The 20,611-nt window shown below is 72.3% G+C and carries 23 protein-coding genes; 11 read left to right on the top strand and 12 right to left on the bottom strand.

What is annotated here, in order from left to right; all coding sequences use genetic code 11:
• Nucleotides 1–117: 117 nt before the first annotated feature.
• The 6 genes from shc to IEY93_RS31375 form a co-directional block, all read right to left on the bottom strand.
• The gene (gene shc, locus IEY93_RS31395; RefSeq protein ID WP_189166784.1) at nucleotides 118–2,124 is read right to left on the bottom strand and encodes a squalene--hopene cyclase; all 2,007 of its coding nucleotides are present in this window, start codon (nucleotides 2,122–2,124) and stop codon (nucleotides 118–120) included.
• Nucleotides 2,125–2,225: 101 nt separating this feature from the next.
• The gene (locus tag IEY93_RS31390; protein WP_189166783.1) at nucleotides 2,226–3,236 is read right to left on the bottom strand and encodes a polyprenyl synthetase family protein; all 1,011 of its coding nucleotides are present in this window, start codon (nucleotides 3,234–3,236) and stop codon (nucleotides 2,226–2,228) included.
• Nucleotides 3,233–4,570: a hydroxysqualene dehydroxylase HpnE gene (gene hpnE, locus IEY93_RS31385; protein WP_189166782.1), complete on the bottom strand. Its 1,338-nt coding sequence runs from the start codon at nucleotides 4,568–4,570 to the stop codon at nucleotides 3,233–3,235. The genes IEY93_RS31390 and hpnE overlap by 4 nt, the downstream gene beginning before the upstream one ends.
• Entirely contained in the window at nucleotides 4,567–5,424 is an 858-nt protein-coding gene (gene hpnD / locus IEY93_RS38775; RefSeq protein ID WP_203968169.1) for a presqualene diphosphate synthase HpnD, read from the bottom strand. Before hpnD ends, hpnE begins: the two co-directional genes overlap by 4 nt.
• A complete protein-coding gene (hpnC, locus tag IEY93_RS38770; RefSeq protein WP_203968184.1) occupies nucleotides 5,421–6,338 on the bottom strand; it encodes a squalene synthase HpnC in 918 nt (305 codons plus the stop codon). The genes hpnD and hpnC overlap by 4 nt, the downstream gene beginning before the upstream one ends.
• A gap of 178 nt (nucleotides 6,339–6,516) precedes the next feature.
• Nucleotides 6,517–7,215, bottom strand: coding sequence for a polysaccharide deacetylase family protein (locus IEY93_RS31375; RefSeq protein ID WP_229691636.1), 699 nt, complete (start codon nucleotides 7,213–7,215; stop codon nucleotides 6,517–6,519).
• 152 nt (nucleotides 7,216–7,367) lie between these two features.
• Here IEY93_RS31375 and IEY93_RS31370 point away from each other — a divergent pair, with 152 nt between their 5' ends.
• On the top strand, nucleotides 7,368–8,468 hold the full coding sequence (locus tag IEY93_RS31370; RefSeq protein WP_189166780.1) for an MGDG synthase family glycosyltransferase: 1,101 nt from the start codon (nucleotides 7,368–7,370) through the stop codon (nucleotides 8,466–8,468).
• On the opposite strand, the gene IEY93_RS31365 is transcribed toward IEY93_RS31370, so the two are convergent.
• Complete coding sequence (locus IEY93_RS31365; RefSeq protein WP_189166779.1) at nucleotides 8,437–9,300, bottom strand: DMT family transporter; 864 nt, start codon at nucleotides 9,298–9,300, stop codon at nucleotides 8,437–8,439. The genes IEY93_RS31370 and IEY93_RS31365 overlap by 32 nt on opposite strands.
• Entirely contained in the window at nucleotides 9,297–10,175 is an 879-nt protein-coding gene (locus IEY93_RS31360; RefSeq protein ID WP_203968186.1) for a DMT family transporter, read from the bottom strand. The genes IEY93_RS31365 and IEY93_RS31360 overlap by 4 nt, the downstream gene beginning before the upstream one ends.
• Before the next feature lie 244 nt (nucleotides 10,176–10,419).
• On the opposite strand from IEY93_RS31360, the gene IEY93_RS31355 reads away from it, so the two are divergent.
• The 6 genes from IEY93_RS31355 (at nucleotide 10,420) to IEY93_RS31330 (ending at nucleotide 14,833) form a co-directional block, all read left to right on the top strand.
• Nucleotides 10,420–10,854 carry a Rieske (2Fe-2S) protein gene (locus IEY93_RS31355; protein ID WP_189166778.1) on the top strand — a complete coding sequence of 145 codons (435 nt, stop codon included), beginning with the start codon at nucleotides 10,420–10,422 and terminating at the stop codon, nucleotides 10,852–10,854.
• 169 nt (nucleotides 10,855–11,023) lie between these two features.
• A complete protein-coding gene (locus tag IEY93_RS31350) occupies nucleotides 11,024–11,692 on the top strand; it encodes a FadR/GntR family transcriptional regulator (protein ID WP_189166777.1) in 669 nt (222 codons plus the stop codon).
• A 20-nt stretch (nucleotides 11,693–11,712) separates the two neighbouring features.
• On the top strand, nucleotides 11,713–12,528 hold the full coding sequence (locus tag IEY93_RS31345; RefSeq protein ID WP_189166776.1) for an ABC transporter ATP-binding protein: 816 nt from the start codon (nucleotides 11,713–11,715) through the stop codon (nucleotides 12,526–12,528).
• A gap of 57 nt (nucleotides 12,529–12,585) precedes the next feature.
• The gene (locus tag IEY93_RS31340) at nucleotides 12,586–12,960 is read left to right on the top strand and encodes an MmcQ/YjbR family DNA-binding protein (RefSeq protein WP_229691635.1); all 375 of its coding nucleotides are present in this window, start codon (nucleotides 12,586–12,588) and stop codon (nucleotides 12,958–12,960) included.
• 66 nt (nucleotides 12,961–13,026) lie between these two features.
• Nucleotides 13,027–13,779, top strand: a complete 753-nt coding sequence (locus tag IEY93_RS31335; RefSeq protein ID WP_189166774.1) for a maleylpyruvate isomerase family mycothiol-dependent enzyme — start codon at nucleotides 13,027–13,029, stop codon at nucleotides 13,777–13,779.
• Nucleotides 13,780–14,188: 409 nt separating this feature from the next.
• Entirely contained in the window at nucleotides 14,189–14,833 is a 645-nt protein-coding gene (locus IEY93_RS31330; RefSeq protein WP_189166773.1) for a restriction endonuclease, read from the top strand.
• Nucleotides 14,834–15,056: 223 nt separating this feature from the next.
• On the opposite strand, the gene IEY93_RS31325 is transcribed toward IEY93_RS31330, so the two are convergent.
• Genes IEY93_RS31325 through IEY93_RS31315 form a run of 3 tightly spaced genes read right to left on the bottom strand, consistent with a single transcriptional unit; the run spans nucleotide 15,057 to nucleotide 15,936 of the window.
• Nucleotides 15,057–15,254 (bottom strand): DUF397 domain-containing protein, encoded by a 198-nt coding sequence (locus IEY93_RS31325; protein WP_189166772.1) that lies wholly within the window; start codon nucleotides 15,252–15,254, stop codon nucleotides 15,057–15,059.
• Nucleotides 15,251–15,448: a DUF397 domain-containing protein gene (locus IEY93_RS31320; RefSeq protein WP_189166771.1), complete on the bottom strand. Its 198-nt coding sequence runs from the start codon at nucleotides 15,446–15,448 to the stop codon at nucleotides 15,251–15,253. Before IEY93_RS31320 ends, IEY93_RS31325 begins: the two co-directional genes overlap by 4 nt.
• Entirely contained in the window at nucleotides 15,445–15,936 is a 492-nt protein-coding gene (locus IEY93_RS31315) for a DUF5753 domain-containing protein (RefSeq protein WP_268241594.1), read from the bottom strand. The genes IEY93_RS31320 and IEY93_RS31315 overlap by 4 nt, the downstream gene beginning before the upstream one ends.
• A 291-nt stretch (nucleotides 15,937–16,227) precedes the next feature.
• Here IEY93_RS31315 and IEY93_RS31310 point away from each other — a divergent pair, with 291 nt between their 5' ends.
• The 4 genes from IEY93_RS31310 to IEY93_RS31295 all read left to right on the top strand — a co-directional run bounded on the left by IEY93_RS31310 (nucleotide 16,228) and on the right by IEY93_RS31295 (nucleotide 19,944).
• Entirely contained in the window at nucleotides 16,228–17,799 is a 1,572-nt protein-coding gene (locus IEY93_RS31310) for a choice-of-anchor I family protein (protein ID WP_189166769.1), read from the top strand.
• 60 nt (nucleotides 17,800–17,859) lie between these two features.
• Complete coding sequence (locus IEY93_RS31305) at nucleotides 17,860–18,255, top strand: acyl-CoA dehydrogenase family protein (protein WP_268241593.1); 396 nt, start codon at nucleotides 17,860–17,862, stop codon at nucleotides 18,253–18,255.
• A 115-nt stretch (nucleotides 18,256–18,370) separates the two neighbouring features.
• Nucleotides 18,371–19,558 (top strand): pectinesterase family protein, encoded by a 1,188-nt coding sequence (locus IEY93_RS31300; protein ID WP_189166767.1) that lies wholly within the window; start codon nucleotides 18,371–18,373, stop codon nucleotides 19,556–19,558.
• Between the two features lie 53 nt (nucleotides 19,559–19,611).
• A complete protein-coding gene (locus IEY93_RS31295; RefSeq protein ID WP_189166766.1) occupies nucleotides 19,612–19,944 on the top strand; it encodes a ricin-type beta-trefoil lectin domain protein in 333 nt (110 codons plus the stop codon).
• Nucleotides 19,945–20,038: 94 nt separating this feature from the next.
• On the opposite strand, the gene IEY93_RS31290 is transcribed toward IEY93_RS31295, so the two are convergent.
• The coding region (locus tag IEY93_RS31290) for an FG-GAP repeat domain-containing protein (protein WP_189166765.1) at nucleotides 20,039–20,611 on the bottom strand (573 nt) is incomplete at its 5' end.

The raw sequence follows: 20,611 nt of genomic DNA, 5'->3' as shown, positions 1-20,611 counted from the left end.
CGGCCCGGCGTGGCCCGTACCCGGTGCGGAGCACCTGCACGGCCGCCCCCTCCAGGCCGAGGCCACGCCGGACGGCCCGGGCCTCGATGCCCAGGGCCGCACACACCACCAGGCGTATCACCGGACCCCCTCCAGAGCCTGACCGCCCTCTTGGCCGTGGTCGCCCGCCGAGACCTGATCGCCCCACGGAACCTGGCCGCCTTTCGGAGCCTGAACATCCTTCGAAGCCTGGGCGTCCTCTCGCGACCGGTCGCCACGGTGGGCGTGCAGGTAGCGGCCGAGGGCGGTGATCGGGAAGACGAGCCGGTAGAGGTGGTAGTTGATGTTGAAGTCGCCGGGGAAGCCGGTTCCGGTGTAGTGCGGCTCGTCCCAGGTGCCGTCCGGGCGCTGGTGGTCGACCAGCCATCGCACGCCCCGCTCCACGGCGGCCGAGTTTTCCCGTGCGGCGAGCAGGGCCAGGAGTGCCCAGGCGGTCTGGGACGCCGTCGAGGCGCCGCGCCCGATCCAGGACGGGTCGCGGTAGGACCGCATGTCCTCGCCCCAGCCGCCGTCGTCGTTCTGGTGGCGTTCCAGCCAGGCGACCGCCCGCCGTACGCACGGCGCCCGGGTGGCGACTCCGGCCGCGACGAGGGCGGGCACCACGGCGCCGGTGCCGTACACGTGGTTGGCGCCCCATCTGCCGAACCACGACCCGTCCGGCTCCTGGGCGTCGATCAGCCAGCGGACCGCCCGGCGCAGCGCGGGCGAGCCGGGCCGCTCGTACGCCAGGGCCTCGGCGACGTGCGCGGTGACGTCGGCCGACGGCGGGTCGATCACCGCGCCGAAGTCGCAGAACGGTGGCTTCTCGCAGAGGGTGCGGGTGTTGTCGGCGTCGAAGGCGGCGAACCCGCCGTCGCGTGAGGCCATGCCGGTCATCCAGCGCACGCCGCGGTCGATGGCCGGGCGGACGCCGGGGCGGTGGGTGCGGCGCAGCGCGAGGATCACCTCGGCGGTGTCGTCGGTGTCGGGGTAGACGTCGTTGTCGAATTCGAACGCCCAGCCGCCGGGGGGCAGGCCGGGCCGCCGCACCTGCCAGTCCCCCGGGCACCGGACCTCCTCGCCGAGCAGCCAGTCGGCGCCCTCGGTGACGGCGGGATGCTCGGCGGGGATGCCCGCGTCCAGCAGCGCGTTGATCGCCAGCGCGGTGTCCCAGACGGGTGACTGGCACGCCTCCAGCCTGCGCCCGTCGGCGTCGCGGATGATGAACCGCTCGAAGCCCTTGATCCCCTTGGCCATGACGGGGTGGCGGAGGTCGTACCCGGACAGGTCGAGCGCGATCAGCGAGTACACCCAGGGCGGCTGGATGCCTCCCCAGGAGCCGTCGAGCTCCTGCCGCGCCACGATCCACTCGGCGGCGCGCCGCAGCGCGGCCTCCCGCAGCCGCTTGACGGGGCGGCGCTGGTAGCGGTGCAGCAGCCGGTCGAGGTGGTCGAACGCCGCCTCCCAGCCCCGCCGGGGGCCCTGCGGCGGCGCGACCCCGGTGCGGAGTTCGGCCAGGTCGAACGGGAGCGGGCGCACCGGCCGGTGCGCGCTGACGATGGTGAGCGGGACGATCGTCTGCCGGGCCCAGCACGCCCAGTCGTGGACGTTGAGCGGGAACCACGGCGGCAGGAAGATCATCTCGGCCGGCAGGACCGGCAGACGTTCCCAGGGCCACTGGCCGAACAGGGCCAGCCAGATGCGGGTGAACACGCGGGTCGCCTCGATGCCGCCGGCCCCGCGGACGAAGGCGGCGGCGGCGCGCATGTGCGGGTCGCCGGGCGGGTCGCCGGCCAGCCGCAGCGCCGTGTACGCCTCGACCGTGGTGGACAGGTCGGGCGGCCCCCCGTGGAAGGTGGCCCAGGTGCCGTCGTCGCGTTGCCGGGAGCGGATCCACCGGGCCGTCTCGGCCGTGTCGTCCTCGTCCAGGATGCCGAGGAAGCGGCGCAGCAGCAGGTCCTCGGCGTCGATCGTCACGTTCGTCCGCAGTTCGCCCTTCCACCACCCCTCGGGGGAGCGCAGGCCGATCAGGTGGTCGCACGCCGCGCCGAGGGCCTGCTCCGCCCTGGCGCCGATGGTGGACGCGAGTTCCCCGGCCGTGGTCATCTCGGTGCCCCCTGTCCGCGCGAGTCCGGACGGAGGCTCTTCTCGTGCTCGGAGGCTCCTGCCGCGCCGTGCGCCGCCGCCCGCATGTGCTCTGCCATGGGTCAGTGGTCCCGGGAGGCGATGAAGCGGGCGATGTCGCAGAATTCCTCGCGGACGTCGATGGGCACCCCGGCCGCGGTGAGATGGCGTTCGGCGGCGTCGAGCCGGTGCTTGGCCTCCTGCTCGGCCCAGGCGCGGCCGCCCGCGTCCTCGACCAGCCGCGCGGCGTCGTCCAGGTCGGTGTCCGACAGCGGTTCCGGCCAGGCGAGCAGGCGGCCGAGACGGTCGCCCGCCGGGGTGCGGCTGGTGAGGGCGGCGACGATGGGAAGGGTCTTCTTACGGGCGCGCAGGTCGGACCGCACCGGTTTCCCGGTCGTCTCGGGGCTGCCCCAGATGCCGAGCAGGTCGTCGGCCAGTTGGAAGGCCAGCCCCGCTTCGGCGCCGAACGACGCCAGCGCGAAGACCATGTCGTCGGGCCCGCCGACCGCCACCGCGCCGATCGAGGCGGCGCAGGCGAGCAGGTCGCCGGTCTTGCGCATCGACATCCGCAGAACTTCCTCGACGGTCACGTCCTGGCGCCGTTCGAACGAAAGGTCCATGGCCTGGCCGGCGATGAGCCCGCGGGTGGCCAGGCTCAGGGAGCGCGCCGCCCGCAGGTGGCCCGGGGTGTCGTGTTCCAGGAGCAGTTCCGCGGCCAGCGCCAGCAGGGCGTCGCCCGCCAGGATGGCGTGGGCCTGCCCGAACACCGTCCAGGCGGCGGGGCGGTGCCGGCGTGTCCGGTCGCCGTCCATGATGTCGTCGTGCAGGAGGGAGAAGGCGTGGACGAGCTCCACCGCCGCCGCGACCGGCGAGCACTCCTCGGCGTAGCCACCGGCCGCCCGCGCCGACAGCACGGCCAGCGCCGGGCGCAGCGCCTTGCCGCCCGGTACGGAACCGCCGGCGGTGTCGGTCCAGCCGAAGTGGTGGGCGGCGACGCGGGCGGTGGCCGGGTCGAGCCGGGCGACCGCCTCGCGCAGCACCGGGTCGATCAGCGCGCGGGCGCCGGTCAGTTGTGGCGGGACGGCGGCGGTCACCGGGCGGCCGCCTGCCGCAGGAAGCGCCTGACCAGGCGGGCCGCGTGGAGTCCGCTGCGCACGGCACCCTCCATCGTGTCGGGCCAGCCCGTGTCGGTCCACGCGCCGGCGAGGTAGAGCCCCGGCCACCGGGTGGCGGCGGGAGGTCGGAGCGCGCCGCTGCCCGGCGCCTGCCGGAAGGTGGCGCGCGGCTCCTTGGTGACGAAGAAGTCGGTGAGCCGGGCCCGCCGCGCCGCCGGGAACAGCCGTTCCAGAGCGGGAACGAACTCGGCGCGGATCTTCTCGGCCGGCTCGCCGATCCAGCGGCCGGCGGCCGAGACCGAGACGGCCAGGTACTGCCCCTGGCCGAGCCCGGCGACGCGGGTCTTGTCGAAGACCCACTGCACGGGCGAGTCGACGACGGCGGCGAACGGCAGGCCGGTCACCGGGCGGTCGTACCGGGCGTGCACGTTGACGATCGGGGCCGCGGACAGGGCGCTCCACCGGTCCCGGCCGGGCGCCGCCTCCACGGGCAGCAGCCGCGCGGCCTGCTGGTGCGGCGTGGCCACGATGACCGCGGACGCCTCGACGCGCACGCCGTCCACGATGATCGCCGGGCCGGGCGCGACCGCCTCGACCTTCGCCGCGAGCCGGATCTCCCCACCGGTGCGCCGGATCGCGGCCCCGGCGGCGGTGTCGTGCAGTTCACCGAGCGGTACGGAGGGGATGCCGATGTCAGCGGCGCCGGCCCGGCCGAGCAGCGCCGTCCGGAACACCCGCACCGCCGCGCCGAGAGCCGTCTCCTCCGGGGCGGCGTTGAGCGCCGCCACCGCGAACAGCCCCCACAGCGTCTCCTGGGCGGGGCCGCGCTGGCCGTGCGCGGCCAGCCAGCTCGCCAGGTCGACGCGGTCCAGCGCCGGGTCGCCGGGGTCGAGCCGGGTCAAGGCGAGCGAGGCGCGTACCGCCCGCAGCCGGTCGGCCGGGGACAGCAGGGAGTAGGCCGCCAGGGCGGGCAGCAGGTGGAACGGACCGGGCAGGACGGACCGGCGCAGCCGTCCCGCCCGGCCGGACGGAGTGAGCACCGGCACGTCGAAGCGGTCCTGCAGGCGCACCCTGCCCGCCCCGCCGATCCGGTCGAGCAGGCCGCGGTAGGCCGTGCAGCAGCGCAGGAACACGTGCTGGCCGTTGTCGACGGTGAGCCCGTCGCGCTGGAACGAGCAGGCCGCGCCGCCCAGCCTGGGCCGCGCCTCGTACAGCGTCACCGCGTGGCCCGCCTCGCCCAGGGCGACGGCGGCGGCGATCCCCGCCAGTCCGCCGCCCACGATCGCGACCCGTGGGGCCTGCGCGCCGCTCACCGGCCTGCTCCCGACAGCGCCCGCCCGGCCACCAGCGCCTTGCGCCAGGTGGGCAGGGAGGAGCGCGCGGCCAGCGCCCGCAGGGGGTCGGCGGCGATGCGGTCGAGCAGGGACCGGTAGATGCCGGCCATGGCCGCCGTGCACGCCGCGCTGCGCCGGTCCAGCAGGGGCACCAGGCGCAGGCCGCGCCCGTACCACTCGCGGGCCCGGTCGGCCTCGAACCGGACGAGTTCCGAAAGACGCCGCGGCGGATCGGTGAACCCGCCGCGTTCGTCGATCTCCAGGGTGCAGCCGAACTTCGCCAGGTCCTCCGCCGGCAGGTAGACGCGCCCGCCCAGCCGGTCTTCGCGCACGTCCCGCAGGATGTTGGTGATCTGCAGCGCCACGCCCAGGGCGTCGGCGAGCGGCGCGGCGGCCTGGGGATCATCGGCGCCGAAGACACCGAGCGACAGGCGGCCGACCGATCCCGCGACGTACCGGCAGTACGCCTCCAGGTCGGTGAAGGTCTGGTACGTCGCGCCGCGCACGTCGGCGGTGCAGCCCTCGATCAGCTCCTCGAACGCCGCCATCGGGATGGGGTAGCGGCGGGCCGCGTCGGCCAGCGCGACCATGACCTGGTCGTCGTGGGAGAGGTCCGGCCGGCGCAGCGCGTCCCGCGCCTCGGTCAGCCGGGCCAGCCGCGGCGCCGTGGGCCCGTCGGAGTCGCCGATGTCGTCGATCCGGCGGGCGAAGGCGTACACGGCGCTGAGCGCCCGCCGTTTGGGCGGGGGCAGCAGGCGGATGCCGTAGGAGAAGTTGCGCGCACGTGTGCGGACGATGTCCTCGCAGACCCGGTAGGCCTGCTGGACGCTCACCGGCCCACCCCGGCCGCCGTGACCAGGCCCAGCCAGGCGGCCAGCAACCGGCCGCGGCGCGGGCGCACGGCGCGGCCGAGCACGTCGTAGGCGGCCCGTTCGAGGGCGGCCGCGGTGGCCAGGCCGCCCGCGACGTACCCCGCGACCGCGAGGCGGGCCTGCCCGGTCAGCGAGGCGACGAGCGGCCTGCCGTGCTCCAGCAGGCGCAGGGCCCGGCTGACCTGCAGCGCCACCACGCGGCGCAGCCGGGCCGGGGTCGAGGCTCGCGCGAGGTCGTCCTCCGCGCAGCCGAACCGGCGCAGGTCCGCACCGGGCAGGTAGACGCGCCCGTGCCGCGTGTAGTCCTCGCCGACGTCCTGGCAGTGCTCGATGACCTGCAGCGCCGTACAGACGTGGTCGGCCAGGGCCGCCCGCTGCGCGGTCGCCGCGCCGAACACATGCAGCACGATGTGCCCGACGGGGTTGGCCGACAGCTCGCAGTAGCCCAGCAGATCGTCGAAGGTGCCGTACCGGGTGACCGTCTGGTCGCGCCGGCCGGCCTCCACCAGCCGGCGGAACGGCTCGGCCGGGACCGAACAGGCCTCGACCACTTCGGCCAGCCCGCGGACCGGCCACAGGCGCGGGGTCGTCCCGGCGTACAGGCGGTCGAGGTCGGCGTCGACGTCGCCGAGCAGGCGCAGCCGGTCGGCCGGCTCGGCCTCGTCGCCGATGTCGTCGACGTACCGCGCGAACGCGTACACCGCGAGAAGGTGGTCCCGGCGGCCTCGCGGCAGCAGTCGCAAAGCGACCGGGAAATTCTCGCCGGCGGCTTTCGACACGACGCCCTGTACACACTCCTGCCACGATGACACCGTTACGGGATTTCCGCCGTTCCCGGCCGTGAAACAGGGCCGTACCCGCCCGCCGGAATTCATTGCACGCCCCCGGCAGATCATTTACCCGGGCCGAGTCCGGCGTTATTCGCCACGCCCGGCCGAATTCCTCTCCGGCACGCCTGGACGGGATTTGAGAAAGAGATGGTTTTGCCGAGACCCGCCGGCGGAGACGACGTCCCCGATGTTCCATGTGCTCGCCGCGCACCCGTCGCGGCCGTCAGCCGCCATGCCCGGACGGGCGCTGCCGGGCCGTGGCCACTCCGTGCTCGGCCAGCGGCCCCACCCGCAGGCCCATGGCGCCGCAGCGCTCCACCAGGACGGGCAGGGCGCCGAGCGCCGACCGCCAGCACCCGGGAGCCGAGGTGTGATCGGAGTCGTGCAGCAGCAGGGTCGCGCCGCCGCGCAGGCCCGGCGTCAACGCCGCCAGCACCGAGGCCGGGGTGGCGGCGGCCGTCCAGTCGCGGCCCCACGCCGTCCACAGCACCGGCCGCAGCCCCAGCAGGCGGGCCGCCGCGAGCGTCTCGGCGCTGAGCACCCCGTAGGGCGGCCGGTACCAGCCGGGACGTACACCGGTCACCGCGTGCACGAGGGCGGCCGCCCTGCCGATCTCCGCCGTGACCCGGCCCGGGGGCGTCAGCAGCGCGTTGACGTGCCGCCAGCCGTGCACCCCGACCTCGTGCCCCTCGGCGACGATGCGCCGCCCCAGCTCGGGGTGCCGTTCGAGCATCTCGCCGAGGACGAAGAACGTCGCGCGGCACCCCAGTCGCCGCAGCTCGTCCAGGAACAACGGGGTGGACCGCGGGTCGGGGCCGTCGTCGAAGGTCAGCGCCACGTGGCCGGCGCCGCCCTCCCCGGCCAGGGCGGGCAGCAGCCGCCGTACGGCGGGCAGCCAGGTCGCCGCCGGAAGGGCATGCACCAGCGCAACCCCTGCCAGCGCGACCGGTCTCCACGTGCGGTGACCGGGCAACGGCGCCGCTGGGAGGACCGCATCGGACGGGCGGGACGACGGCGTGGCCGGGGAGAGCGGGGCTACGGACCGGCGCACCATCTCAGCACCCGGAGGCGGGCATGGTGACGGCCACCCGGCGGCGCGTGCTGATCCTCAGCGCGAGCATGGGGGCCGGGCACGACGGCGTCGCCGCGGAGCTCGCGCGGCGGCTGGCCGAGGACGGCGCCGAGGTCGAGGTCATCGACGTCCTCCATCTGGTCCCGTTCCGGCTCGGCCTGGCGCTGCGCCAGGGCTACCACTGGGCGATCAGGCGCACGCCGTGGCTCTACGAGGCCATCTACCAGGTCTTCTTCGTCGCCAAACGAGCCCCCTCGACCTCACCGCTGACGTCCCTGATCGCGGCCCGCCTCGACCGCCTGGTACGGCGGCGCCCGCCGGACGAGGTCGTGTCCACCTTCCACCTGGCCGCCCAGGCGACCGGTCAGCTGCGGCGGCGCGGCCTGCTGCGGGCTCCGGCCACGGTGCTGGTCACCGACTTCGCCGTGCACCGGCTGTGGCTGCATCCGGGCAACGACCGCTATCTGTGCCCGAATCCGGCGATGATCCCGCGGATCGCCGCCGCGACCGGCCGCCCGGCGGTGGCCCACGCGCCGGTCGTCGGACCCGCGTTCTTCCGCCCGGCCGCCGCTCCGGAGCGGACCCGGCTGCGGATCGGCGGGGAGCCGGACGACCGGCTGGTGCTGGTCGCCGCGGGTTCATGGGGGATCGGGCGGCTGGCGGAGACCGCGGACATCCTCGCCGAATCCGGCCGGTTCACCCCGGTCATCCTGTGCGGGCGCAACGCCGAGCTGCGCCGCCGCCTGACCGGTGTCCGGGGGAGGCTGGTCCTCGGCTGGCGGGACGACGTGCCCGACCTCATGGCGGCGGCCCACGCGCTGGTCGACAGCAATGCCGGGCTGACGTGCGAGGAGGCGTTCGCCGCAGGCCTGCCCGTCGTCTCCTACCGCCCCATCGCCGGGCACGGCCGCGACGGCGCGCTGGCGATGGCCCGGATGGGGGCGAGCCTGCACGCGCGGGACGGCGCGGAGCTGCTCGGCGCGCTCGACCGGCTCGCCGACGAGCGGCGCCGCCGCCGGCAGATCGCCCGGGCGTCGGCCCTGTTCGCCGCGATGCCGGCCGAGGCGGCGTTCACCCCGGCGCCGCGGCCGCCTGGGCTCTGAGCGGAGGCGACTGGGCGAGCAGGAAGCTGCCATAGATGATCATGCCGGCGCCGAGGGCCTCCAGTACGAGCCACCCGCCCAGCCGGAGCTGCTCTCCGAAGATCATCAGGCCGTACAGGACGCTGGCCACCGGGTCGGTGGTGGTCAGCGCCGGCTGGGCGGCCACCAGCGGGCCGCTCTGCAGGGCGTTCTGCAGCAGGAACAGGCTGCACAGACCGCCCAGCACCATCGCGTAGAGCTGCCAGGACGTCGCCAGCACCGCCGGGTCCCGCTGGAAGATGATCGTGCTCTCCTTGATGAACGTGGCGGTGAAGGCGAACCCGATGCCGGCGGCCACCCCCAGCACGGCCGCCCGCCCGGCCGGGGTGGTGATCACATGGGTGAGCATCACCAGGCCGATCACGGTGGCGACGGTCACGATGGCGGCCAGCGTCCACTCCGTCGAAGTGGGCGAGCGGTGCCCCATCCCCGGCGCACCGCTGGCGAGGAACACCGCCAGCCCGGCCGTCATCGTCCCCACCGCCAGCCACGACCGCCGGTCGAGACGCACGCCGAGCAGCCAGCCGATCGCGAGCATGGTGAACGGCAGTTCGACGACCAGCAAGGGCTGGACGAGGGCCAGCGCCCCCTCCGCCAGCGCCCAGGCCTGGAAGATGAACCCGCTGATGAGCGCGGCGATCCCGCCGAGCCACACCGGCTGGCGGACCAGGGCCACGATGAGGGCCGGCCGGAACGCCTTCTCCTGGGGCACCAGCCGTGCCGCGCGGCGCTGCAGCACCGAGGCCAGGGCGTTGCTGGCCGCGGCGAACAACGCCAGCACCACGGCGATCATCTGGCCTCCTCCGCGCTCCTGACGTCCGCCTGTGCGCGCTTGGCCAGGAACGGTGACCGGCCGAGGATGACGTTGCCCGCCACCATCGCGACCAGACCCGCCACCTGGCCCGCCAGCGGCCAGGATCCGGTCTGCAGACGCTCGGCGAAGACCACCACGCCCAGCACGATGCCGGTGATCGGCTCGGCGGCGGTGGTGGCCGGCAGCGAGATCTGCAGCGGGGCCGCGTCGAACGCGCTCTGGTTGAGCAGCAGCCCCACGACGGCGACGCAGGGCAGGACGTACGGCTGCCAGGTGGCCGCCACGTTCGACCCGCCGCTCAGCGTGAGCAGCGAACTGCGGGTCAGCACGTCCTGCAGCCCGTACAGCACGCCCGCCGCGGCGGCCAGTGACACGGCCTTGACCCGCAAGGAGCGCCGCCACCCGTAGCCGACCAGCGCCGCCGCCACGATCACCACCGGGAGCGCCGCGAGCCACCGCAGGGAGACCACATCCGGCGGCCCGCCGCCACGCGGCTGCCCCGCGGCGAGGAACAGCGCCACCCCGCCGCACACCAGCACGGCGCCCAGCCGCAGCATGCGGCCGAACCTCTCCTGGTAGATGACATGGGCCGCGGCCAGCGCGAACAGCAGGTTCGTCGCGAGCAGTGGCTCGACCCTGGCCACGTCCGCCCGTTGCAACGCGACGGCGCCGAGGACCTGGCCGCAGAACATGAGCCCGATCCCGGCGAGCCACAACGGCATGTGGATCAGATCCAGCAACAGGCGCGGGTGCAGCATCTCCTCCAGCGGCCGGCGATAGGCGGCATGCTGCTGGGCGACGAACCCCAGGCCGAGAAGGCACGCCGCGACAAGGGAGATCAGGATGATCACCACGGCGACCTTCTTCCGACATCCGGTTGCCGAGCCGCACCCGACGCCGTACATCCCCCGCGCCCGGCTCCCCGGCCCCTCTTCCCCGTGCACCGCCAACCCTACCTGACCTGCGAAAACCCACCCCCGCACCCACACCTCCCCCCGGAGTGGCCGGGTGTTCAGCGCGTCTTCCGGGCGGGCCGCCGGCAGGCGGCGTAAATTTCCGGGACAGGTCTTCTCTTTACCCCCCAGGAGTGGAGGTCGCATGTCGGCCGATGAGACGAGGACGACACGTCGTTCGGTGATCTTCCGGAGCCTCGCGGGAGGGTTCGCCGCCGCGTTGGGCCTGGTCGGCGTACGGCCCGCGTGGGCGGCGGCCGGGACGGCGACGGACGCCGCCGACGAGACGGCGGCCGGTCCGGTCCTCGCCCGGACCAGGAACATCCCGGTGCGCGGCGGGAAGATCATCAAGGGGAGGTACGTCGTCACCCAGCCGAAGAAGGGCGTCTTCCGGGCGTTCAGCGCCAAGTGCACCCACCAGGGGTGCGCGGTGGCGAGCGTCAGCGGCGGCACGATCAACTGCCCCTGCCACGGCAGCAAGTTCGACATCGCGACCGGAGCCGTCGCGAACGGCCCGGCCCGCAAGCCGCTCCCACGTAAGGGCATCACGGTCTCCAAGGGGATCATCCGCCTCAAGTAGAACGCATCCGCCTCACCCTCTGACCTGCGCCATCACCGGGTACCCGCTCGGCCGGCCGCTGCGGGACCCGGTGCTGGTCGTGCCCGAAGGCCTCACCGCCGCCCCTCGTCGTGGGCACGGGTAGACTTCGAGCCAACTCCTCAGACAAGCAGAGCAGTGGAGATCGGGCATGGCACAGGTGAGGCGGGCACCGCTTGCGGATCAAGCCGCCGAGTTGCTGCTGGAGCGGATCAGGTCCGGCGAGTGGCGGCTGGGCGAGAAGCTGCCCGGCGAGACCACCCTCGCACCACAACTCGGCGTCGGCCGCTCCACCGTCCGCGAAGCGATCCGCCAACTCGCCGGGCGCGGAGTGCTGGCCTCCCGGCAAGGCTCCGGCGTGTTCGTCACCGCGCTCGACGCCCCCGAAGACTGGGACGCCGTGCTACGCAGAGCAGGCATCATCTCGGTCATCGAGGCACGCATCGCCATCGAGAGCGAAGCCGCCGCCCTCGCGGCCGCACGACGCACCCCCGCGGACCTGCGCGCCATCCGCCGCGCCCTCGCCCGGCGAGCCGAGCACCGCTTCGACATCGAGACCCACGTCGACGCCGACACCGTGTTCCACCGTACGATCGTCGCCGCCGCGCACAACCCCGTCCTCATCGAACTGTTCGACACCTTCACCCCCAGACTGCGCGAAGCCATGATCGACATGCTCCGCATCCGCAAGGAGTTCGGCGGCGACAGCGACCACGCCGCCCACGCCCAGCTCGCCGACGCGATCGCCGCACGCGATGAGGTCGCCGCCGCCGAACGCAGCCGCGCCCACCTGCTCACATTGCGCGACGGTCTCGCGTGACCCTGCACGAGGAAATCCCATTGGCAGCCACGGAAATACTGCGACTGAGCGGCGTGCACTTCGTCCGCGAGTCCAAGAAGATCCTCACCGGCATCGACCTCACGGTCCGAGCAGGTGAGCACTGGGCGCTCATCGGCCCCAACGGGGCGGGCAAGAGCACACTCCTGAGTCTGTGCGGCGCCGAGCAGCACCCCACCGCCGGCTCGGTGCACGTTCTCGGCCATCGACTCGGTCGCGTGGAGATACGCAAACTGCGCGAGTCCATCGGGCACGTCAACCCCCGCCACCCGGTACGTTCACCGCTCACCGTCCGACAAGTCGTCCTCACCGGCGCCACCGGCACGACCGAGCTCATGAATCGCTGGGAACCGACGAGTGCCACCCTCGCCCGCGCGGACCACCTCATCGAGCTGCTCGGCCTCGACAAGCTGAACGGCGCGACCTGGCACACCATGTCCCAGGGTGAGCGCGGCAGAACTCTCATCGCCAGAGCCCTCCTGCCCGATCCGGCCCTGCTGCTGCTCGATGAGCCCTCGACCGGCCTGGACGTCGCCGCACGGGAACAGTTCCTCGAAACCGTGGATCACCTGCATCAGTCGAAACCAGAGCTCGCGACGATCCTCGTCACTCACCATCTCGAAGAACTACCCGAGACGACCACACACGCCATGCTCATCACGCAGGGGCGGACCCTTTCGGCCGGGCCCGTACACGATGTGCTGACCTCCGAATTGATCGGCACGGCCTTCGACCATCCGATCCGGATCGAATACCGCGATCGCCGCTGGCACGCCCGAGCCGATCGCCGCCGAGCGGCCGGTTCCTGGCGGTCGTGATCGCGAAGCCACCCGAGCCGGACGGGAATGTCGGTGCGGGTGGCTAGGGTGCGGGGCGTGACGACTGGAGATCAGGCAGCGGTCACCGCTGAGGACGTGCGGCGGGTGGCGAGGTCGCTTCCTCGTACCGAAGAGGCGCTGGTGCGCGAGCACGTCAAGTTCCGCGTCCGGAGCATCGTCTACTGCTCCCTTTCTCCGGACGAGACGCTGATGGGCTTCGGCTTCCCCAAGGAGGAGCGCGAGGCCCTGGTCGCCGCCGAGCCGGAGAAGTTCCTCATGCCGCGCCCCTCTGATATGCGCTATCACTGGGTGCACGCCCGGCTCGCCGCGCTCACCCTGGACGAGATGCGGGAGCTGGTGATCGACGCCTGGCGCATGGTCGTGCCCAAACGCGTCGCCGCCGCCCACCTGGAGACCCTGGCCGGCCTCTGAGGCCCGGTGCCCGGAAAGGCGGGGGTGCGAGGAGAAGAGTCAGCGCAGACTGGTTCGATGTGCGGCATGGATTCCTCGCGACTCATCGAATGCCTTACCGATAACTTCTCCCTGCTGCGCTCGGCCGCCGTCGCCGCCGGGCCCGAGGCGCAGGTGCCGTCCTGCCCCGACTGGACGGTCGCCGATCTCACCCGGCACGTCGCCCAGGTGTACCTCCACAAGATCGAATGCATCCGGCTCGGCGCCTTCCCGGACGACTGGCCGGAGGAGATCCCCGCCGACCCGCTCACCGCGCTCGACCGGTACTACGGCCGGCTCATCGAGACGTTCACCGCGCACACCCCGGCGGACCCCGCGGCCACCTGGTACGAGCCCGACCAGACCGTCGGGTTCTGGATCCGCCGCATGACGCAGGAGACCGTCATCCACCGCGTCGACGCCGAACTGGCCGCGGGCGGAGCCGTCTCCCCCATCCCCGCAGACCTGGCCCTGGACGGCGTGGACGAGATGCTGAAGCTCTTCGTGGGCTATGGGAGCTCGCACTGGAAGGACGACTTCGGCACCCTGCTGGACTCACCCGACCCGCGCCCGGTGTCGGTCTCCAGCAGCCACCACGCGTGGACGCTCCGGGCCAACCCGGGCGAGGTGGAGGTCCAGGACGCCCAGACCGGCTTCGACGGCGACGCCCTGGTGAGCGGCGAGCCCGGGCCGCTGCTGCTGTGGCTGTGGAACCGCGGCGGCGCGGACGCCGTCCGCCTGTCCGGCGACCAGGCGCTGCTCGACCAGTTCCAGGCCCTGCGCACCGCCGCCACCCAGTGACCTCAGCCGGCCACGTTCGGACGACGTGAGGGACATACCAGCGAAGGAGAGTGGTCATACGGCGGCGGCGTGTCCGGATGTGCCGGTCGCGGCATCGGAGCAGCGAGACTGAATTCTCGCGCCGGTGCCGATAGCCCCTGACGCCACCGCCTGCGGGCGCCGCAGCTTGGGCGGAGCCGAGCAGGCGGGGTGCGCTCACGTCGCCGAGGCGAGTGGCGTCGGTCTCGGCCAGATGAACCGGAATGCCGCAGTGCCGCGTAGCACCAGGGGCCACCGGCTGCGGATGCCGAAAGCGCCGTACGGTCCTGACCAAGGAAGAGTCCCGGGGCGCTTCGCGGGGTCGCGGAATTGTCGGTGGCGGGGGTCACACTCGTGGAGGTGACCACCTGACTTCCGAGGAGGTTCGGCGATGGCACGACGACGCCCGGCCCGGCGGCGGGGGCGCGGCCCCAGGGGCGAGCGCATCATGTGGGCGGCGGCGGGGCTGGTGGCGGCGGTCCCCCTGCTCAGCGCGGCGGTGAAGTTCGTCCAGGCGTCCTGGCCGTGGCTGCTGGTCGCCACTCTGGCCGCCGGGCTCGTGGTGCTGGGTGTGGCCCTGCTGGCGGTCCGCAGCGCGCGCCGTCACCGCGACCACTTCCTGCGGGCCAACGCCCGCCTGGAGACCATCGACCGCATGACCGGGGAGCGCTTCGAGCATCTGGTCGCCGAGCTGCTGCGGCGCGACGGCTTCCGCAAGGTCCGCGTGGTCGGCAAGGCCGGGGACGGCGGGGTGGACGTCCTGGCCGTCGCGCCGGACGGAGTGCCGTTCGCCGTGCAGTGCAAGCGCTGGTCCGGCAACGTCGGTGCGCCGCACGTGCGCGAGTTCCTCGGCGCGCTCGCGCACACCTACGCCGGGCACACGGGGTTACTGGTCACCTCCAGCGGCTTCACCCCACCGGCCTGGCGTGAGGGTCAGGCGGCGTCCCTCGCGATGATCGACCGGGGCGTCCTCGCCGAATGGGCGCTCGGCACCCCGCTCCCCACCCTCCTCATCCAGCCCCGCCTCGCCGCCTGACACACGCGGCTACCCGTCACTCGCCCCGGCAGGGAAGCCTCTGATGAGTGAGCACTCCCCCACCTGGACTTCGACCTCCGACTGCGTGCGGCGATAGCGGGCCGTACGACGGGTCAAGAACGGAACCCTGTCGGCGCAGGCCTTCCCAGACGCCGCCAAACTGAAGAAGAACGGCCAAACTGGTCCGAATCACCGTCGCCTCCGACTACCGAAGGATGCCGGCTTATGTCAGATCCCTGATCGTTCGGGTGAAGTCTCGCCAACCCTGAGCAGAAACCCGGAAGTGGCCAAGCGCCGCATTCTTGGAGTCACGGACGGCCTTGGCGCCCTCGGAAAGATCGGTCACCTCCACGCAGTCGTTCTCAGCGGCGCTGTAGGAGGACTTGCGCCAGGAGAGGGAGCCGTCCAGGGCGCGACTCATGTCAGGTCCAGGATCATTCGGGTGAAGTCTCGCCAATCTTGAGCGGAGACCCGGAAGGGGTCGAGGGCCAGGTTCTTGGAGTCACGGATGGCTTTGGCGCCGTCGGAGAGGTTGGCCACCTCGACGCAGTTGTTCTCTGCACCGCTGTAGGTGGATCTGCGCCAGGTGAGGGAGTCGGCCGGGGGGTCGCTCATGTCTGGGTTCCTTCTACGAGATAGGCGATGCGAGCGAGGGAGTCCTCCACAGATAGCGCAGAGGCGCGGATGCGCTCAATGCCTCTGGCGAAAGGAATCGCCTCCTCGCCTTCAAGGTAAGTGGCCCCGCTCAGGTTCTCCAGGAGGACGATGTCAGGGAGTGCCCCGGGGAAAGCGACAAGGCTGAAGCCGCCCATGACGCCGGGGTGTGGGGTCGCGTCCAGCGGCATGATCTGGATGGTGACGTTCGGCAGTTCTACGACGTCGAGCAAGCGACGGAGCTGCTCCCGCATGGTGGTTGGGCGGACGGCGAATCGCTGGTGCAGAGCGGCCTCGTGGATGATCGCCCAGAACTCCAAGGCGCTGTCAGGACGGCTGAGCACGGCCTGGCGCGCTTGACGTACCTCCGCGAGTGCCGCGATCTCTTCGGACGTTCGGGTCATGCTGATGCAGGCGATGGCCTCCCGGGCATAGGCGGCGGTTTGCAGCAGGCCGCGCCCTCGCCCCCGGGTGGGATGTCGCGCTCACGCCGATCGGAAAGCAGGTTCGCTGCCTGATCCCCGCCGAGGGACCCGACAGGTTGCTTGCCGCTTGACCACGAGCTGCAGGCGTACTCGATGGCCGACCGTACGCTCAAGTCACCCGGGCCAGGCGTCGGCGGCCGGCGTCGGTTAGTACTCCAGCCGCACTTATTGAGCCGTACGGCGCCCGCGCGCGTTCACCGGCGGTCCATCTTCCGGTGAACGAACGGTCATCAAAGCTCGCGATGATCTGCCGACATGCAGGTCACTCACCCTTTCCGGATCACCGCTGTCACCGCCGCCCTCGCTCTCTGTGTCGTGCCGGCCGCCGCTCCCGCCCACGCGACCGCCGACCACCAGCACGGTAAGAGCATCTCCCTGGCCTTCCTTGGACGGTTCACCACCGGCTCGGTCGGCACGGGCGCTTCGGAGATCACCTCCTACGATCCCGCCACGAGGCAGGTGTTCGTGGTGAACGCGCAGGCGGGGACGGTGGAGGTCCTGGACATCCGCGACCCGCGCACGCCCAGGCGGGTCGCCTCCCTGGCCGCTCCAGGGGCCAACAGCGTCGCCGTGCGAGGCGGGCTGGTCGCCGTCGCCCAGCAGGCCGAGAACAAGACCGGACCGGGCAAGGTGTCGCTGTTCGCGGCCCGCTCGGGCAAGAAGCTCAAGGAGTTCACCGTCGGCTCACTCCCCGACATGGTGACCTTCACCGAGGACGGCCGCCGTCTGGTCGTGGCCAACGAGGGTGAGCCCACGTCCTACTGCGCGGGCGCCGTCGATGACCCCGAGGGGTCGATCAGCGTGATCGATGTCGCGCGCGGCACCGTGCGCACCGCCGGCTTCCGGGCTTTCGACGGCAAGGCCGACCAGCTCAGGGCCGCGGGTGTGCGGATCTCCGGGCCGGGGGCGACGGTGTCCCAGGACCTGGAGCCGGAGTACGTCACCGTGTCCGGGGACACCGCGTGGGTGACGCTGCAGGAGAACAACGCCGTCGCGATCGTCGACCTGGACCGCGCCAAGATCATGCAGATCGTGCCGCTGGGGGTCAAGGACTTCGGCCAGGTCGGCCTGGACGCCTCCGACAAGGACGGCAAGATCGACATCCGTCCCCGGCCCGGGGTCAAGGGCCTGTACATGCCCGACGCGATCACGCACTTCCGTTCGCGCGGCCGGACCTACCTGGTCACCGCCAACGAGGGCGACGGCAGAGATTGGGACTGCCACTCCGACGAGGTGCGGGTGAAGAACCTGACCCTGTCGGCGCAGGCCTTCCCGAACGCCGCCGAGCTGAAGAAGGACGCCGAGCTGGGCCGGCTCACCGTCGCCGCCGACTCGCCGAAGGACGCCTCCGGCGCCTACACCGAGCTGTACGCGTTCGGCGGGCGGTCGATCTCCGTCAGGTCCGCCACCGGCGCCCTGGTGTGGGACTCCGGGGACGAACTCGAACAGCTGATCGCCCGTGAGCTGCCCGGGAACTTCAACGCCGACAACGAGGAGAACAACTCCTTCGACACCCGCAGTGACAACAAGGGCCCCGAGCCCGAGGGTGTCACGGTCGGCGAGGTGCGCGGCAGGACGTACGCGTTCGCCGGGCTGGAGCGGATCAGTGGTGTGGTCGCCTACGACGTGACCGATCCCCGCCGCCCGGTCCTCGCCGATTACCTCAACACGCGCGACTTCGCCGGCTCGGTCGCGGACGGCACGGCGGGCGACGTCGGTCCCGAGGGCGTCTTCTTCGTGCCCGCGGGCGACAGCCCCACCCACCGGCCGCTGCTGATCGTCGGCAACGAGGTCAGCGGCACCACCGCCATCTACGAAGTCCGGTGATCACCGGCCGGAGGCGGCGGTGACCGCAGGCGCCTCCGGCCGCGCTCCACCGATCGCGGGCTGGGTGAGATGAGCGCCCGACTGCGGGTCGCCAAGTGGGCGCTGCTCGCCGCCGTCGCGGAGGCCGGAGAGGACCCCGCGGCGGACGAGCGGACGCTGACCACCCTGATGGTGGCCAAGAGGCACGCGGTGTGCGAGGCGAACGCGATCGTCGACCTCGCGCTGGAGGTGGTGGGCGGTTCGGCGTTCTTCCGCAGGTCGCCCCTGGATCGGGCCTACCGTGACGTCCGCGCCGGCCGGTTCCATCCGATCAACCCCGAGGCGACCCTCGCGCTGGCCGGCGCGACGGCCCTGGCCGAGGCCAGGCTCACCACATGGGAAGGAGTCCGCTACCGGACAGCACGACCGCGCAGTTCCCTTCGGTCAGCTCTACGACGAAGTCCGCTGCCCGCCTGAACCACACTTCGCGCGACTGGCGCACAGTCTGCGCTTTCCAGGCGTGCGGTTGCGGGTTACACTCGCGGCGGTTCGTATACATGTAAGCCGTTCATATACATGTACAGGAGTCGCCATGTCCTCGCCCTTCAGGCCGCTCGGACGGCGCCAGGTGCTGACCGGCGCCGCGGCCGCGGTCGCTGGTCTGGCGCTCACCCCTGCCGCGGCCGCGGCAGGCACGCCCCCATCCCGGGCCGGCGTCCCGTCGTCAGGTCCGTCCGGTGCGTTCGGGCGGTACGGGTCGCCGCGGCGGCGACTGACCGAGCGCACGCTCTACGTGGACGCCGCCGGGCGTGGGGACCACACCGGTGTCCAAGCGGCCGTGGACGCGACGCCCGACTCCCCCGCCGAGGGCTGGACGCTGGTGATCGCCGCCGGAACCTACCGGGAGACGGTGACGGCCGGCCGGGCCAAGACCGGCCTGGCGTTCGTCGGCGCCACCGGCGACCCACGCGACGTCCAGATCGTGTACGGCAACGCGGCCGGAACCGCCAAGCCGGGCGGCGGCACCTACGGCACCAGCGGCAGCGCCACGACCACCGTCCAGGCCGACGGGTTCACGGCGCTGCACGTGACCTTCGCCAACGACTGGCTGCGCGCCGACCATCCGGAGATCACCGCGACCCAGGCGGTCGCGATCAAGGTGATGGGCGACCGCTCGGTGTTCGAGGGCTGCCGCTTCCTCGGCCACCAGGACACCCTCTACGCCGACACGGTGAACCTCGCCACCTTCGCCCGGCAGTACTACCACCGCTGCCATGTCGAGGGCGACGTCGACTTCGTCTTCGGCCGGGCCACCGCCGTCTTCGACCGCTGCGAGTTGACCATGCTGCCCCGGGACGTGACGTTCCGGCCCTACGGCTTCGTGTTCGCGCCCAGCACGGCGGCGGCCAACCCGCACGGCTACCTGGCGGCGCGCTGCACGATCACCGGCGCGGTGCCGGACGCCTCGTACGGGCTGGCACGCCCGTGGCGGCCGAGCAGCGACCTCACCGCCGTCCCGATGCTCACCGTGCGGGAGACCTGGATCGGCCCCGGCCTCGACCCGGCCACGCCGTACGTGGACATGAGCTCCGGCTATCACTGGCAGGACGCGCGTTTCGCCGAATACCGCGATCACGGACCGGGCGCCGCGATTCCCGTCCCGGAGAACCGCCCACAGCTCACCCCTGAGCAGGCCGCCGAGCGGACCGTGCGGACCCACCTCGGCGACTGGCGACCGGTCTCCCAGATATCAACGGCCCTGGGCCGGAACGCGGACTGACGACCGACGATAACGCAGGTTCGGCGGGTGCCGAGCCGGACCGGTGAACATCGATGCGCATTTACGGGATTCCTGGAAAGCTCTGGGAGCCGCTCTTCCGGGGGCACATGGGCGGATACCACAACGTGACGCTGAAGAGCGCGGCGACGGGCCGATGCCTCGTCTACCACTGGTCGGGCGAGATCGCGACGTCCATCCAGTGCGACGAAGACCCCACCTGGGATTCCGAGAACACCTTCTACGCCGTCGGCTCCGGCTGGAGCAGAGTCGTCTTCGCAGCGGCCGGCCCTTCCGGGATGATGGCCGTCCACACCAACTACGCCGGCGACGTCGTCCCGGCCACTGCCGACTACGGCGACTGGCAGAGCTGGAAGTTCGGCCTCTGAGCGCATGATCGAGGTCCGCACGGGCCACGAAATGGGCGCGGGGGCTCATCGAGCCCCCGCGCCTTCTCGTACCTAGTGATCCTGCCCGTTATCGTCAGCCGCCGGAGTAGCGGTTGTTGATCCAGGCGCCGAGCTGGCCCAGGGGGCCGATCCCGAGGTAGTCGGCCTTCCGATCGCCGTTGACGTCGGCCAGCCGCACGTTCCCCCGGTCGACCCCGACGTCGCCGATGACGGCGCCCTGCCAGATCCACCCCCTGCCGCCGAGGTCGTTGAGCCACGCGCGGACCTGGCCGTTGTCCTGAACGACCAGGTAGTCGACCTTCTTGTCGCCGTTGATGTCCGCAAGACGCACCCAGTCACGGGGGTAGCCGTACCCCGGGTTGACCTCGCCCTGCCACGTCCAGCCCTTGCCGGGGCCGTTGTTCAGCCAGACCCGCACCTGCCCCAGGTCCTGGAGGATCACATAGTCGTCCAGGCCGTCGCCATTGATGTCCGCCAGGCGTACCCAGTCACGCGGGTAGCCATAGCCCGGATTGAGTTCCCCCTTCCAGGTCCAGCTCTGGCCGTCGCCGTCGTTCAGCCAGACCCGCACCTGCCCCAGGTCCTGGAGGATCACATAGTCGTCGCGGCCGTCGCCGTCCATATCGGCGAAACGCACCCAGTCCCG

Source organism: Sphaerisporangium melleum, assembly GCF_014646695.1.
GTDB classification, from domain to species: Bacteria; Actinomycetota; Actinomycetes; order Streptosporangiales; family Streptosporangiaceae; genus Sphaerisporangium; species Sphaerisporangium melleum.
Note: the sequence above shows the minus strand (reverse complement) of the source record. Positions and strands in the feature narration are given on the sequence as shown.